Origin of the sequence: Polyangium sp. y55x31, assembly GCF_029946505.1 — a bacterium.
Classification (GTDB): Bacteria; Myxococcota_A; Polyangia; order Polyangiales; family Polyangiaceae; genus Polyangium.
In genome coordinates, this window is record NZ_JARZHG010000001.1 from 158,796 (window position 1) to 174,247 (window position 15,452).

The 15,452-nt window shown below is 66.7% G+C and carries 7 protein-coding genes; 6 read left to right on the plus strand and 1 reads right to left on the minus strand.

From position 1 onward, the window contains the following. Nucleotides 1–5: 5 nt before the first annotated feature. Nucleotides 6–8,135, minus strand: coding sequence for a type I polyketide synthase (locus tag QHF84_RS00435; RefSeq protein WP_281311114.1), 8,130 nt, complete (start codon nt 8,133–8,135; stop codon nt 6–8). Nucleotides 8,136–8,896: 761 nt separating this feature from the next. Between QHF84_RS00435 and QHF84_RS00440 the strand changes: the two genes are divergently transcribed. The 6 genes from QHF84_RS00440 (at nt 8,897) to QHF84_RS00465 (ending at nt 15,425) form a co-directional block, all read left to right on the plus strand. Next, the gene (locus QHF84_RS00440; protein WP_281311115.1) at nt 8,897–9,232 is read left to right on the plus strand and encodes a hypothetical protein; all 336 of its coding nucleotides are present in this window, start codon (nt 8,897–8,899) and stop codon (nt 9,230–9,232) included. A 48-nt stretch (nt 9,233–9,280) separates the two neighbouring features. Beyond that, complete coding sequence (locus QHF84_RS00445) at nt 9,281–9,571, plus strand: hypothetical protein (protein WP_281311116.1); 291 nt, start codon at nt 9,281–9,283, stop codon at nt 9,569–9,571. Between the two features lie 193 nt (nt 9,572–9,764). Further along, entirely contained in the window at nt 9,765–11,480 is a 1,716-nt protein-coding gene (locus QHF84_RS00450; protein WP_281311117.1) for an AarF/UbiB family protein, read from the plus strand. Between the two features lie 31 nt (nt 11,481–11,511). After that, on the plus strand, nt 11,512–13,002 hold the full coding sequence (locus tag QHF84_RS00455; RefSeq protein ID WP_281311118.1) for an FAD-dependent oxidoreductase: 1,491 nt from the start codon (nt 11,512–11,514) through the stop codon (nt 13,000–13,002). Nucleotides 13,003–13,010: 8 nt separating this feature from the next. Next, on the plus strand, nt 13,011–13,877 hold the full coding sequence (locus tag QHF84_RS00460) for a 50S ribosomal protein L11 methyltransferase (protein WP_281311119.1): 867 nt from the start codon (nt 13,011–13,013) through the stop codon (nt 13,875–13,877). A 36-nt stretch (nt 13,878–13,913) separates the two neighbouring features. Further along, nucleotides 13,914–15,425 (plus strand): substrate-binding domain-containing protein, encoded by a 1,512-nt coding sequence (locus QHF84_RS00465; protein WP_281311120.1) that lies wholly within the window; start codon nt 13,914–13,916, stop codon nt 15,423–15,425. Nucleotides 15,426–15,452: the final 27 nt, after the last annotated feature.

A 15,452-nucleotide genomic window follows, 5' to 3' on the forward strand; every position in this document is an offset into this window, starting at 1 on the left:
CCTGATCAGCCACCAACGACCTCCTCGAGCTCCTCGAGCTCCCGCCGGAGCGCATCTTCGATGGACGAGCCGTTCACGGCAGGCGCTGCGGCGGGTTTGTCCACGATGGCGGCTGCGACGGGTGTCGCCTCGCGGCGTGGCTCCGGAGCGGGAGCTGGGCGGAGCCGCCCGAGCAGGAACTCGGTCAATGCATTCGCCGTCGGATACGTCCACACGATCGTGGCGGGCATGGATTGGCCGGTGCTCGCTTCCAGCCGATTTCTGAGCTCCAGGCCGATGAGGCTATCGACGCCGAGCGCGCGGAAGGGCGTGCTCGGATCCAGCTTGGCCGGGTCCATGCGGAGCACGTGCCCGACGTGCTCGAGGACATGGGCGCAGACGAGCAGGCGGGCTTTTTCGGGCTCCGCGCCGCGAATCGATCCGACGAGGTCCAGATCCGAGGCGCGCGAATCCGTTCGGGTGCTGTCCGCGAAGAGCGCACCGAGATAGGGCCATCCGACCGCGGTCGGATAAAAATCGGCCCATTGGCGCACGTCGATCGGGCACGGAGCCACGTGCGGGATCCCGGCCGCCGCGACCCGCGCGAAGATGGCGTGACCCGCGCGCGCGTCGATGAGGCCGAGCCCGCGGCCTTCGAGCCGCGCTCCGCGATTGTCGGACGCGGCGGCGAGCCCGATCCCCGCGAAAGGCCCCCAGGCGATGGACGATGTCGGCAAGCCGAGGCTCCGGCGATGATGCGCGAGCGCATCGAGGAACGCATTGGCGGCGGTATAATTCGCCTGACCGGGGCTGCCGAGGAGCGTCATCGCCGAGCTGTAAAGCACGAAGAAATCGAGCTTCATGTCTCGCGTGAGCGCGTCGAGGTGGACCGCGCCGGCGACCTTCGGGCCGAACACGCCGCGAGCGCGCGTGATGGATTGATCGGGGATCATCCCATCGTCGAGCACCATGGCTGCGTGCACCACGCCCTTCAAGGGGAAGGCTGCGGGCAGGGACGCAACGACAGCCGCGAGCGCCGCGCGGTCCGACACGTCGACCTGCGCCACCGTCACCTCGGCCCCAAGGCGCCGCATCGCTTCGATGGCCTCGCGTTGCGCGTCGTTTTGCGGGCCGCGTCGACCGACGAGCACGAGGTGACCCGCCCCTCGTTCGGCCATCCACGAAGCGAGCGACAGCCCGAGCCCGCCGAGGCCGCCCGTGATGAGGTAACTGCCTGTCTTTTTCAACAGCGTCGCCTGCGCGTCCCCCGTCACCTTCACGGTCGGCTTCGTGGATTCGTCGACCCGCAGGACGAGCTTGCCCGTATGCTTGCCGCCGCGCATCTCCCAGAACGCTTCTTGCGCGCGGGACAGCGGGAACGTTCGATGGGGAAGCGGCCGGATCTCGCCCCTGCGGACATGTTCGAGGATCTCCAGGAAGAGCTCGCGAACGAGCTCCGGGCGCCTGTCGATCATCGTCCCGAGATCGACGAACGAGAACGTGAGCCCCTTCAGAAACGGCTTCAAGCCGATTCGATGATTCGCCTGGTAGTCCCGCCTGCCGAGCTCGACGAAGCGGCCCCCTTCACGCAAGAGATCGAGGCTCTTCTCCAGGAATGGTCCACCGAGCGAATTGAGGACGACGTCCACGCCCTCGCCCCCCGTGAACCGCAGCACGTCCTCCACGAAACGATCCGAGCGAGAATCCGTGACGAAACGGACTCCCTGCGAGCGCAGCCACGCGCATTTTTCCTCGGTGCCCGCCGTGGCGATGATCTCGGCGCCTGCGTGACGGGCCCACGCGAGCGCCGCCATTCCGACGCCGCCCGCGGCCGAATGGATGAGCACACGCTCGCCTGCCCGGAGCTTGGCGACACGGCAGAGCGAATGGTAGGCCGTCAAGTGCGCAATGGGGAGCGTGACCGCGTCCTCGGCCGCGAGGTCCTCGGGCAGCGGGAAGGTCAATACGGCGGAGGAGAGCACGTGCGTCGCAAAGCCCGAGAAGCCCACGGCGATCACGCGTTGCCCTTCGTGGAGCCCCGTGACGCCCGGACCGAGCCGCGCGACCCTCCCGACGCATTCGAGCCCCATGTTCGTCCTGCGCCCCTCCACCGCGGGGATCTCGCCGAGCACCGAGAGGACATCGCGGAAATTGATCCCCGCGACCTCGACCTCAATCTCGACCTCTCGCTCCCCCGGCGGCGTCCGCTCGAAAGGCGCGAGGTGAATCCCGTCGAGCACCCCAGGACGGTCGTTCGCGAGGCGATACGGCCGATCGCCGGCAGGCTCCACGCGCGCGGGGCTCGTCTCCGGCAGGGGCGCATGCTCCAGCCGAGCCACGTAACGGGCCGAGCCGCGCAGCGCGATCTGATCCTCGTCCGTGTCCGACAGCAGAAGCGAAATCAGAGATTGCACCTCCACGGGGCTCCCGGGATCGCCGATGTCCACGCGGAGCGGGCGCAGGTTCGGGTGCTCCATCCGGATCGTCCCGCCGAGCCCCCATGCAAGCGCCTGCTCGGGGCAAACGCGCGTGGCGTCGTGGACCGATTGGGATCGCTGCGTCACGAGCACGAGCCGGGGCGGATCCCGGAGCGGGCGCGCGGCGAGCGATTGCGCGACGTGCAGCGCCCCGGCAAAACCCCGCTGGCCTGCCTCGGCGAGCGGATCCGCCAAAGGCTCGTCGATCGCGGGCGCGTCGAGTCCCCACGCGCAGATCACGCCACGGAGCGGCGAAGGCGCGCGAAGGGAATCCGCGATCGTTCGCTCCACGGCGTGACGATCGAGCGGATCGATCCCGCCTTTGCGATCGTCGGAGCGGCCGAGCACGACCTCCACGTCACCTCCCGCCGACGCGAGCTCGGCGGCGATCGCGTCCGCGAATTCCTTCTGGTCCGAAAGCACGAGCCAGCGCCCCGGCGCGGCTTTCGCAGGAGGCCGCGGAGCCTCCTCGAAACCTCGCCACGCGACGCCGAGCAGCCATTTCGACCACGGCTCCACCCGCGCGGTCGCGCCGCGCCCGAGGGGCTCGAGGTGCAATCCATCGATGCGCCCGACGAGCGCGCCGCTCTCCTCCCAGATACAGAGGTCGGCGACGATCCCGGGCGCCCCACGGCGCGCGGAGACCGTCGCCTCGCACCACACGAGCTCACGCTTCGACGCCGGGCGAAACCCGTGCACCCGATCGATCTTCACGGGCACGAGGGGCCCCGCGGGGACGGGCGCGTCCGCTGGCTCGGCGGCGAACAGCACATGAATGCATGCATCGAGCAGCGCGGGGTGGATCAGGAAAGCGCTGGCCCCCGAGGCGGCGTCGGGCAGCGCGACCTGCCCGAGCGCATGCCTGCCCTCGGCGTCGCGGAAGAGCCGCCGCAGGCCGCGGAATGCGGGGCCATAACGATGACCCCTCTCCGAAAAGCTCTCGTAATGCGCGTCGACCGACCGCTCGCGGACGCAGCGCGCCCTCGCCTCGTCGAGCCGCGGGGCGCCGTCGCCCGCACCCTCGTTTTCAGGCGCCGGCCCGACGCGCGCCGAAACCAGCTCTCGCCACGGCTCCGCCTCGGGCCCCGCCGAGCCTTGCCGCTCGGCGATGCTCAGCCGGAAATTCGACGGGCCCGCCTCCTCCAGCGTGATCTGGACGAGCGCCGGCGTGGCGTCCGTCAAGACGAGCGCCTGCCGGAGCTCGATTTCCTCGATCGAAACGCCCCGATCACGGAGCACCTCCCGCGCCGCGGCGAGCCCCATCTCGACGTACCCCGCGCCCGGGAAGACGCAGCTCTCCTCCACGCAATGGTCGCGCAGCCAGGGGAGCGCCTCGGACGACAACTCCTGCTCCCAGAAGACCGTACCCTTCGGCACGGACATGCGGAACGGCGCCCCGAGAAGCGGATGACCCAACGTCGCGCCCGCGCGAGCGACCGCCGTGCTCCTCGCGCTCGGCACGTTCAGCCAGTATCGCTCCCGCTGGAATGGATACGTCGGCAGCGGCGCCCGCTGCGCGCCGCGGAACATCCTGGCATGCTGGAGCGCGACGCCGCTCGTGAAGAGCTCGGCCCACGACGACAGCACGCGCGCAAGCGTGCCATGCTCGCGCCGCAACGTGTTCACGATCAGGCCGGATACACCCGCGGCTTCCAGATTCGCCTGCAGCGGGATGGCGAGCAGCGGGTGGGGATTCACCTCGATGAAGACGCGGTGGCCGTCCGCGATCAGCCGCTCCGTGGCGTCCGCGAACCGGACCATCTTCCGGAGATTCTGGTACCAGTATTCCTCGTCGAGCGCCGGCCCCTCGAGCTTGTCGCCGGTGACCGTCGAATAGAACGAGATGCTCGGCGTCTTCGGGGCGAGCCCTCCGAGGATCTGCGAGAGCTCGCCCTGCATCACCTCCATTTGCGCGTAATGGGTCGCCACGTTGAAGTGGAGCTTTCGCACGAAGATCTGCTCGTCCGAGAGCTCACGCACGAGCTCCTCGACGGCGTCGGGATCGCCGGACACCGAGGTCGCCCTCGGCCCATTGACGGCCGCCACCTCGATCCGACCGCCGAAGCGGGCGAGCCTCTGCGAGAGCTCCTCGCGCGAAAGCTCCGTCGTCGCCATCGCGCCGGTGCCCAGAAACCTCGTGAGCGCGCGGCTGCGACGCCCGACGACCCGCGCCGCGTCCTCGAGCGACAGCGCGCCGGACACGTACGCCGCCGCGATCTCTCCCTGGCTATGGCCCACGACGGCGTCCGGCTCGACCCCGAGCGAGCGCCAGAGCGCGGCGAGCGACACCATCATCGCGAAAAGGACGGGCTGCACCACGTCCAGCCGATCGAGCGTCGGCGCCCCCGGCTCGGCGCGCAGGACCGAAAGGATCGAGAAATCCGTATGCGGCGCGAGGGCGCGCTCGCACTGCTCCATCTGCGCGCGAAAGACCGCCGAGCTCTCGAGGAGCGGGAGCGCCATCCCCACCCATTGCGAGCCCTGACCCGGGAATACGAAGACGACCTTTCCGAGCGGCTTCGTTCGGCCCTCGACGACCTCCTCGACGCGCTGCCCGTTCGACAGCGCCTGGAGCGCGTCGAGCGCCGCCTCGCGCTCGCGCGCGACGACCACCGCGCGGCGCTCGAAATGCGTGCGCGTCGTGGCCAGGGAATGGGCCACGTCTCGGAGATCGAGCTCCGCGTGCGACGACAGGTGCGAAAACAGCCGAGCGGCCTGCGCGCGCAACGCCGGCTCGGTCTTGCCGGAAAGCACGAGGGGGATGGGCGGTGTCGGCGCCGCCGGAGCGCGCGCGTCGAGCGCCTTGTTCTGAAGGGCCCCGAGCGTCTCGGCGAGATCCGGTCGGAGCACGTCGAGGCCCCGCGCATGTCGGAATACCTCGGAGAAGCGCGGATCGAAGCCTGCCTGGAACAGCGCGCCGAGGCTCTTCAGCAGGCTCGCACGCTCGTCCTCGTACCGGAAGCAGGACGGGAGCGCCGACGCGCGCGCCTCGATCGATTGAATGGTCCGCTCGATCGGCTTGAGCAGCACCGGGTGCGGCCCGAGCTCGAGGAATACGGCCGGGCCTTCCGAGGCAATGGCCGCAATGGCTCTCTCGAAGAGGACCGTGTTCCTCAGGTTTTTCGCCCAATATTCGGGCGAGCACTCCGCGCCGTCGAGCCACCCATCGAGCGCGGTCGAGCGGAACCGCACCCTCGCCGCGTGGGGCATGATCCCGACCAGGCTCGCGCGGAGCGGATCGAGCAGCGGGTCCATTTGCGGACCGTGCGCCGCAAACCCCATTTTCACGCGCTGGCACACGATGCCTCGTGCAGAAAGGCGCGCCTCCGCCCGTTCGAGGTCCTCGATCGCGCCGGAGAGCGCGACCGACCGCGGCCCATTCACGGCCGCCAGCGCGAGCCCCTCCGCGTCTCTCAGGACCGCCTCGAGCGTTTGATCCGCCGGAAGGACGACGGAGAGCACCCCACCCCGCCCGGCGACCGTGCCAATCCATCGGCTTCGCTCGGCGATCACGCGCACGGCGTCGTCGAGCGAGAGCACGCCGGCCAGGTACGCGGCCGTCACCTCGCCCATGCTATGGCCCACGACGACATCGGGCTCGATGCCCCAGGAACGCCACAACGCCGCGAGCGCGACGGATACGCCGAACATCACGGCCTGGACGACCTCCGGCGCGTCGAGGCGTGAGTCCGCCTCGTTCGCGAGGAGCTCCCCGAGGATGGTGAAGCCTCGATGCGCGGAGAGCGCTCGATCACAAGCCTCGATTTCAGCGCGGAACACGGGCTCCGTCGCGACGAGAGATCGGGCCATGCCCACCCATTGCCCACCGTGCCCAGGACAAACGAATACGAGCCGCGGACGCGGCGCCGCGGGCTCTTTCGCGCCGAGCCCCTCGGAAAGCAGGTTCGACAACCCCGTGACGAGCTCCTCGCGCGAGCTCGCCGCGACGGCCCCGCGGTAGGCACCGCGCGGGCCGCGCTCCGTCACGCTGCGGCAGAGGCCCTCCACTTCGGCGAAGCTGACGAGCTGGCTCGCACAATCGAGCGCGTCGAGGACGCTGCGCCGGAGGGACCGCGCGTCATGGGCAGCGAGCGCGAGCAGGAGACCATTGCTCCCGGGCGCCGCCTCGAGGATGGCGTGACAGTTCGTGCCCCCGAAACCGAACGAGCTCACGCCCGCACGAGGAATCGCTTCATGCCGAGGCCAGGCTTCGAGCTTGGTCTGCACGGCGACACGGAGCGCGTCGAAGGGAATGTGGGGATTCGGCCGCTCGTAGTTCAGGCTCGGCGGCAACATCCGGTTGCGGAGCGAAAGCGCAACCTTCATGAGCCCCGCGACGCCCGCAGCAGCCTCGAGGTGCCCGAAGTTCGTCTTGATCGATCCGATGCGAACCGGTCGATCCGCGGGGCGGCTCGCGCCCAGGATCGCGCCGATGGCCCCAGCTTCGATCGGATCGCCGAGGATCGTGCCCGGGCCGTGTGTCTCGATGTAATCGATCGACTCGGCGTCCACGCCCGCCTCGACGAGCGCGCGGCGGAGCATCGCTTCCTGCGCCTTCGGGTTCGGCGCCGTGAGGCCGTTGGAGAACCCGTCGTTGTTCGTCGCGCTCCCGCGAATGACGCAATAGATCGGATCGCCGTCCGCGATGGCCTGGCGAAGCGGCTTCAAAAGGAGGAGCCCGCCGCCTTCTCCGCGAACGTAGCCGTTGGCATCCGCGTCGAATGCACGACATTGCCCCGCGGGGTTCATCGCGCCGAGCTTCGTCATCGCGACCGTGCTGTGCGGTGACGAAATGATGTGAACGCCGCCCGCGAGGGCCATCGTCGACTCGCCGAGCCGCAGGCTCTGGCACGCGAGATGGATCGCCATGAGCGAGGAGGAGCACGCCGTGTTCACCGTCAAGCTCGGCCCCTCGAGCCCGAGCGTATAACTCACGCGGGCCGAGATGATCGACGTGTCCTGCCCCGTCGCGGTATGCTGCTCGATGACCTCCGGATTGCCGTTCGTGAGCCTCGCATAATCGCTCCACATGGCTCCAACGAACACGCCGATCGCGCGCCCGCACAAGGCGGCGGGATCCATCCGCGCGTCCTCGATGGCCTCCCAGGCCAGCTCCAGCACGATGCGCTGCTGCGGATCCATGTGCTCGCCTTCGCGGCGAGAAATGCTGAAGAACGGCGCGTCGAATTGTTCGATTCCGTCGACGAAGCCGCCCCAGCGCGTGCTCATCTTGCCGGGCTTCTTGAGGTCCTCGTCGAAGAACGCCTCGATATCCCACCGCTCCGGCGGGACCTCCCGGATGCCGTGCCGTCCCTCCCGCAAGAGCTTCCAGAGCTCGGCCGGCGAGGACACGCCGCCGGGCAGACGGCAGGCCATACCGATGATGGCAATCGGCTCGTTGAGCTCCGCGTGCGTGGGCTCCGCAGGCTTTTCGTCCAGGCGAGCGGGCACGACGGCCCCCGCCGAGAACGACGTCGCGGCATATCGCGACAGCGCCTCGATTGTCGGATATTCCCACGCCGCCGTGGGGAGGAGCGGGCGCCCGATGTGCGACGACAGGCGAGCCACGAGGGCCGTCAACGGCGCGGACTCGAGCCCGAGCTCGCGGAAGCGCCGTTCCCTTCCAATGGCGTCGGGCGACAGGCCGAGCAATCGCCCCACTTCCACCTGGAGCCACACGCACAATGATTCTTGATTCGAGGACGCGGGCGCTTTCACGCTCGCACCGAGACCGGTATCCTTATCCATGATCGATGTAAGACCGGCCCACCGGCGTCGGTCACTCTCACCCGCTCCAAAGCCTAATAGAGAGCAAGGGCACCGTGCTGTAGCACGCTACACCTCTCGTGTGCAAGAGGCTTTCGACGACGCCCGCGGCGCACACAAAGCTCGTTGAATGGGAGAAGCCGCGTCGCCAATGTCCTCCAGTGTATCCGGACGAGCGTCGCGCGCGTCCATCACGTTCGCCTTGACATGCGCGCCCACCTGTGTGTGCCTCGGCGGTTCTTATTGGCAAACCACGCCGCGCCGAGCGTGTTCACGCCCGGCGCGGCCGCGCTCCTCCACGCGGGAGGGTCAGCCAGCGGAGCGGCGCGCCGGGCCCCGCGACGGCGATCTCGCGTCTCGCACGTGAACAAGCAGGAATTCGCCACCTAGAACCATCAAAATAACCAAGGATTGCCATTTTGCGTAATCTTGCACACCAGAACCGGGATTACGCTGGACGTGACGCGCCGTTACTGATACGAGTTGATGTACTGCAAGATTTTTAACAGAGAAGCACCGGTTCATCGAGCATGATAGATGCGGGGAGGGGTCGGCTCGCAAGAGCCGGCTCGCATCACCCCGATGGGGCGAACGCCCCTCGGTGCGATTCTGATGAAGATCATTCTTGGGCGGGCACTTTTCGTCAATCGAGGAGTACCCCTGTCGGAGGCAGCATGGACATCAGAAGAATCAAAGGGATCAAGCGAATCGTGATTCCGCAGGCCGCGCAGGCCGCGGGGGCCACGGGGACCGCGAGGGTATCGACGGGCCCGATCGTCATCAAAGGAAAGAAGTCGAAGCGGAGGAAGCTCTCGAGGAGCTCCAGGCTCTTCGAGAAGATCACCCGGCGCAGCGCGCTGGCCAACCGCGCGGTCCTGGATCAGTACCTCGACCGGCACAAGCGTTCGAACCGGAAGAAGAAGAACGGCTGGTTGAAGGACCTGTCGAAGAACATGTTCACTGCCGGCCGGAAGGGCCGGAAGCGCTTCAAGTTGAGCACGTTGTTCTGATTCGAAGACGATCGGGGCGACCCGATCGAGGAAAGCGACGGATTTACCATGGCCACCGAAACTGCATCGACGAAGTCATCCGCAGCCGCCGGAGCGGCCGCACCCGCGGCCGCTGCAGCAGCGACGCAGGAGCCCATCATCATCGACCTGGGGAAGAAGAAGCGAAAGCTCGTTCGCAAGCTCCGCAAGGGCAAGCCGAACCGGCTGATGGATCGCATCATGGAGGTCCTCGACGACGGGAGGGCGGCCAAGGCGATCCCCTCCGATGCCCAGCCGGTCGTGATCATCGTTCGCGAGAAGAAGCGCGCGAAGATCGGCAAGATGTGGGGACTCGGTTGACCATCGATTTCGCGTAAAGGCCGGGGGCTGACCGATTCTCGGGTCAGCTCCCGGTCGTCTTCGTGCTCGACGACATTCTTATTGCCTGATCGCCATGCTGAAGAAGAAGCTCATTCCAACTCCCCTCGTCGTACGCAAGGGTGTTACGAGGCGTCCGCTCGAGCCGGTACGTTCATGGCGCCTCGGCTTCACCATGTTGATGGTCTGGAAGGTGATCTGGCACAGGCTGATGGCGCGGCTTCGGGCTCCGCATGGCCCCGGCGGCAAGTACACGCCGCTCCGCCTCGCCGTCATGGTCCGAACGGACATGGAGCGGCTGGGCGGCCTCTGGATCAAGGCTGCTCAGATCATGGCGATGCGCAGGGACGTCTTCCCGAAGGTGTTCTGCGACGAGCTCTCCAAGCTCCATGATCGGGCGACCGGATTCTCCGGCGACGTCGCGCGCCAGATCATCGAGGAAGAGATCGGCTGCCCCGTCGACGAGGTGTTCCGGGAGTTCGACGTCGTCCCCATTGCCGCGGCTTCGATCGGCCAGGTCCACGTCGCGCGCCTGCGGGAGACGAACACCAAGGTGGCGATCAAGGTCCAGCGGCCTTCCATTGCGGAGTCGCTGAAGAAGGACCTCGCCATCATCGCGGGATACCTGAGCTTGCTTCGCTGGTTCCCCTCCTTGTCGTGGATGAACCTCGACGAGATGTACCAGAAGCTCGAGGGCACGCTCGCGGACGAGCTCGATTACCGCATGGAAGCCGGCGCGATGCGCCGTATGCGGCGCACCCTGCGGCAAGCCAAGGTCTACGCCCCGAAGGCGTTTTCGCAATACTGCACGAAGCGCATCCTCGTGATGGAGTTCGTCGACGGCGTGCTCATGTCCGATTACATCGAGGCACTCGTCAACGATCCGAAAAAAGCCAAGAGGTGGCGCAGAGAGAACAACATCAGGCCCAAGAAACTGGGTGAACGACTTTATCTCAGCTATTTGAAGCAGCTCCTTACCGACAACCTGTCCCACGGCGACCTTCATCCGGGCAACATCATGATGTTGCGGAACAACCGGATCGCGCTCATCGATTTCGGCTCCATCGCCGTCCTCGACAAGGGCTGGCTCTCGAAGTACGTGCTCTCGCTCAGGACCCTCGCCGCGCGGGATTTCTCGAAGTACGTGGACATTTATCTGACGATGCTCGCGGGCATCCCGAACATCGACATCGAGGCGATGCGCAAGGAGGTCGTGAGGGAGCTGGAGACCTGGGAGGCCATCTCGGACGTCAAAGGCATCCCCTACGAGCAGCGATCGTTGCTGGGAGGGGTCTCGAGGTTGACCGCGATCTTCGGCAAGTATCAATTGCCGCCCATCTGGACCTCTCTGCGCGTCATGCGCAGCGGCGCCGCGCTCGACGCCTCCCTCAAGTACCTCATCCCCGAGGCCGACTGGTTCAAGCTCGCGCGGAAGCATTTCGCACGCGAGCAGCGGTACATGCTCAAGTTCATGGCCTCGAATCAGAGCAGGCAAGCGCTGGCCGGGTCCATCAACGACCTGATGCGCCTCCCCGCGAACCTCGGCGAAAACCTCATCTTCCAGGGCGAGCTCATCCGCAAGCGCGCGATGAGCTTCCAGGCACAACTTTCGAAAGCCGCCGCGGTTGCAAAGGCCGCGTTCACCACCCTGTTGAACATCGGCCTCATCGCGACGGTGTTCGTCGTCGCGAGGTACTTGACGAAGCAACACGACGTGGGCAGGAAGGCCATCTCGGCGCTCCCGCTGCGGGACGTCTTCGGCTCGATGCCGCAATTCGCTCCCGGCGTGTGGATCCTCATCATCATCCTGTCGCTCTATTTGCTGCGGAGCATCGCGAAGCTCGTGAAGCTCCTCGGGGTCAAGGGGACAGGAACGAATCCGTGGGTTTGAAGAGAAGGCGAGGCGTGACGTGCAGCGGCACATGAGGTTACGTCCCCCCCTCACGCGAAGGGCGCTCCTCCGTGGCGCGGCCGGGATTGGAGGCAGCCTCCTCCTCGGTTGTGGACGCGGCGGTTGCGGTCGATCTTCCGCCCCGCTCGAGAAGAGGAAGGCGGACGTCGTCGTGGTCGGCGCCGGTTTGTCAGGGCTCGTCGCCGCGCGCGAGCTGCTGAAAGCAGGTGTCGGCTCCGTCGTCGTGCTCGAAGCCCGGAATCGGGTCGGAGGTTTGACCATCAGCCAGGAGGTCAGCGAAGGCGTGATGGTCGACGGCGGAGGGTCCTGGGTCAGCCCGAAGCACACGCGAATCCTGGCGCTCGCAGAGGAGCTCGGCGTCGGCACCGTGGACGCGGCGGAGGCCAAGGGAAACCCCGTGTTCCTCTTCGAGGGTGTCCGCGTGGCCGGGACGAGCCGGCTCTTCACGCGCGCCGAGGCGCGGGAGCTGCGGCAGCTACGGGACAAACTCGAGGCGATGGCGGCCGAGTTCCCGATGGGCGCTCCGTGGGACGCGCCACGCGCGGCCGAGTATGATCAAATCTCGATGTTCAACTGGCTCACGGACAACTCGTCGACGGTCTGGGGCAGGCGCGATATCGAGCTTGCCATCGACTTCACGTTCGGCTGCCAGCCGCACGACATCTCGCTCCTGCGGTTCGTCGCGGCCGTCAAGTCCGTCGGCGGGCTCGAGCGTTTGATGGCCATTTCGGACAGCCAGGATGTCACGTTCAGCGGCGGCTCGCAGATGCTGTCCGTGAAGATGGCGGAGGCGCTCGGGGACCGGGTGATGCTCGCGTCGCCCGTGACGCGCATCGTGGATGATCCGGCAGGCCCCGTGCGCGTCGAGACGGAGCGCCTGTCGATCGAGTGTGGTCGCGTGATCGTCGCGATGATGCCGGCGGACGCTCGACGCATCGAGTTCGAGCCCGAGCTGCCCGAGCGCAAGGCGGGCCTCATCGAAAATTGGACGGGCTCGCCGGATTACAAGGCGCACATCGTGTACAAGACGCCATTTTGGCGCAATAGCAGGCTCAACGGCACGGCGGTCGGGGATGGGGTCGTCGTGGATTTCATCTTCGACAGCACGCCGGCGTCCGGCACGCCAGGCGTCCTCGTGGCCTTCGGCGCGGGCGAGGAGCTGCCCGCCACGGTGGAGGGCCGCAAGGAGGTCGTCACCCAATCCCTCGTGAGCTTCTTCGGAGAAGAGGCGCTCGATGCCATTCACTTCGTGGAGATGGATTGGCTCGGAGAAGACTGGTCGACCGGGTGTGCGTCGCCGCTCAGGCCTGGAGTCCTCAGCAAATATGGCTCCACCCTGCGCCAGCCCGTGGGCCGCATTCACTGGGGCGGCTCGGATACCTCTGCCGAGTTCGATGGATTCATGGAAGGGGCGGTTCGCTCCGGGGAGCGCGTCGCCTCGGAGGTGGCGACAATCCTGCGCGAGAGCGGCGTCATCCCCGCACCCGCGAAATCGGGTTGATCTCCGGCATGAACGAGCTCGAATCCCCCCTACGCGCGGCGCTCGCCGACAAGCGCGTGAACCGGATCGACGACCTGCACGTCGTCACGGACAGGCTCGATTACCCGGCCATCGATCAGGTCTTTCCCCTCTTCGCCGAGCAGCAATTCTTCCTGGACGAGCTCGCACGCGATCGGATTCGCGGCGCCGAGGTGCTCGAGATCGGGCTCGGCTCGGGCGTGCTCTCGATCGGCGCGGCGCGCGCGGGCGCGAGGCGCGTGACGGCGCTCGAGATCAACCCGCGAGCGAAGATCTTCGCTGGTTTCAATGCGATGATGAACGGCGTCGCGGACAGGATCGCGATCGTCGACGGCGATGAACGGCTCTTTCTGCCCGTCGCGGGCAGGCGCTTCGATTACGTGATGTCGAACCCGCCGTTCGAGCCGACGCCGCCGGGCATGCAATACTTCCATCACTCGGCGGCCGGACCGTACGGCCTCGACTTCCTGGAAAAACTCTTCGTAGGCCTCGACGCGCACCTCACGGATGGGGGTCACGCGCAGATCGTGACGGCAGCGCCTGGCGACGCGAAGACGCCGACGTTTCTCCTCGATCTCGTCCAGAAACACCTGCGCGGCTCGACGCGCATCGTCCAAAACCCCTTCACGATGACGTTCGACGTGATCATGGATCGCCTCGCCGGCAAGAACATGGGCACCGTCGAGCAGGTCGATGGCCTGCGCGAGATGGCCCGGCGTGACGGCGCGACGCACGTGCATCTCTGCATGATCCACTACGACCTGGGTCCGACGTGCTTGAAGGTCGAACCTTCGAAGAAGACCTACACAGATTACTGGGACCTGCCCGCCGAAGAGATTACGCTACAATCCAAGTAGACCGTGACGAAACCGCCTGGTAGAGCCGAACGATCCGTGAGCAGTGTGCCTGGCCTGTGGAAGGAGATGGGCGGCCTCGCGCTCGCGGTGTGGCTCCTCGGCAGCATTGCGTATGGGTTCATCCGGGAGCAACGCCGCCTGATCCACGCCGAGACGGCGCTCATCGTCGACGTCAAGACGACCACGAGCACGCAGACCGATATCTGTGGCCCACCCACCAAGGACGGGCGCCCGGTGGTCATCAGCATGCTCTACGGCGACGACAAGCGGGCGTGGGTGGAGCAAGCCGCCAATCGCTTCGCGAAGCTTTGCCCGACCATCCAGGTGAAGCTCTCGGTCATGGGCGACATCGAGTCGGCCGATGCAATCCTCGACGGAAGCGCAAGGCCCATGTTGTGGGCGCCCGCCGACGAGCTCGTCTTGCGGTACCTGGACGTCCGCTGGAAGACGGTACACAGCCAGGGCAAACTGCTCTTCGACATCGAGAAGCAGGTCTCCCTGGTCCAATCCCCTCTGGTCTTGCTCATCTGGGATGATCGGCGTCAGGTCGTGGACGCCGTCATGGCAAAGCGGACGCGCGAGCACGGGCAATGGGCAGAACTCATGTGCGCGGCCGTCCCGATGCAGCAGGGTCTGTCGGGGATGCCCATCGAGGACATGGTGCCTGGCTCGTGGATCGACTGGTACGGGCCGCTCCTGCCTGCACCGAAAAAGCAGCCCCCGCCCGCGCCCAAGGCTGAGACGACCCCGGACGTCACGACCACGTCCGCTTCGCCCTTCCCCACCGTGGATCAGATCAAGTCCTGGGGGCGCGCCAAATTCGGTCACACCTCACCGACGCGAGCCGCGTCCGGGCTCGAGGTCCTTTATCTGATGGCCTACGATTACGTGTTGCCGCCGAAGGTTCGTTCGGGCGACACGAACATTGCCAAGAAAAATGCACGCTCGACCGCGGGAGCTTCGCGTCCCGTCTCGAACGAGGTGTCCGCCGAGGGCTTCCTGCAAGCCTGGCGCGAGCAGAGGTCGGCGTTCGGCGGTTGGCTCAAGCGGTGCGAGGGCGGCCTCGATGCGCCGCCGGCCTCCACCAAACTCCTCACCGATTCATTCTTCCACGTGGGTTCGTCGCGTTACGACGCCGTCGTGACGTACGAGCACCTCACGTTCGACGTCCTCGCGCGGATCGACGAGTTCGCCAGCGTCGTTCCCGACGCCCGGATCCTCTATCCGCAGCCGACGATCATGACGCAGCATCCGGTCGTGTTCCTCGACTTCGGCGACGAGATCACCGAAGCACAGAGGCTCGTCGCGGGGAAGTGGCTCGCCTTCCTGCGCAGCGACGAAATGCAAAAGAAGGCCATCGAGCACGGGTTCCGCCCGGCAGACCCGGCGCTCTCCATCCGCGACTACCATAGCGCGCAGAACCCATTCCTGCGCTTCCGGCGGTACGGCGTCACGTTCGAGGACCCGATCATCGAGCCGCCGCGCCTCGACGGCGAGGTCGTGCACGAGCTCATCCGTACCTGGGAAGACGCAACCGGCCGAAATTGATGAACGTACGCGCGTGAAGGCCGCGTG

What these genes read in the sequence shown, in the direction of transcription:
- QHF84_RS00440 (WP_281311115.1), top strand. Translation starts at nt 8,897, where the DNA reads ATGGACATCAGAAGAATCAAAGGGATCAAGCGAATCGTGATTCCGCAG.
- QHF84_RS00445 (WP_281311116.1), top strand. Translation starts at nt 9,281, where the DNA reads ATGGCCACCGAAACTGCATCGACGAAGTCATCCGCAGCCGCCGGAGCG.
- QHF84_RS00450 (WP_281311117.1), top strand. Translation starts at nt 9,765, where the DNA reads ATGTTGATGGTCTGGAAGGTGATCTGGCACAGGCTGATGGCGCGGCTT.
- QHF84_RS00455 (WP_281311118.1), top strand. Translation starts at nt 11,512, where the DNA reads ATGAGGTTACGTCCCCCCCTCACGCGAAGGGCGCTCCTCCGTGGCGCG.
- QHF84_RS00460 (WP_281311119.1), top strand. Translation starts at nt 13,011, where the DNA reads ATGAACGAGCTCGAATCCCCCCTACGCGCGGCGCTCGCCGACAAGCGC.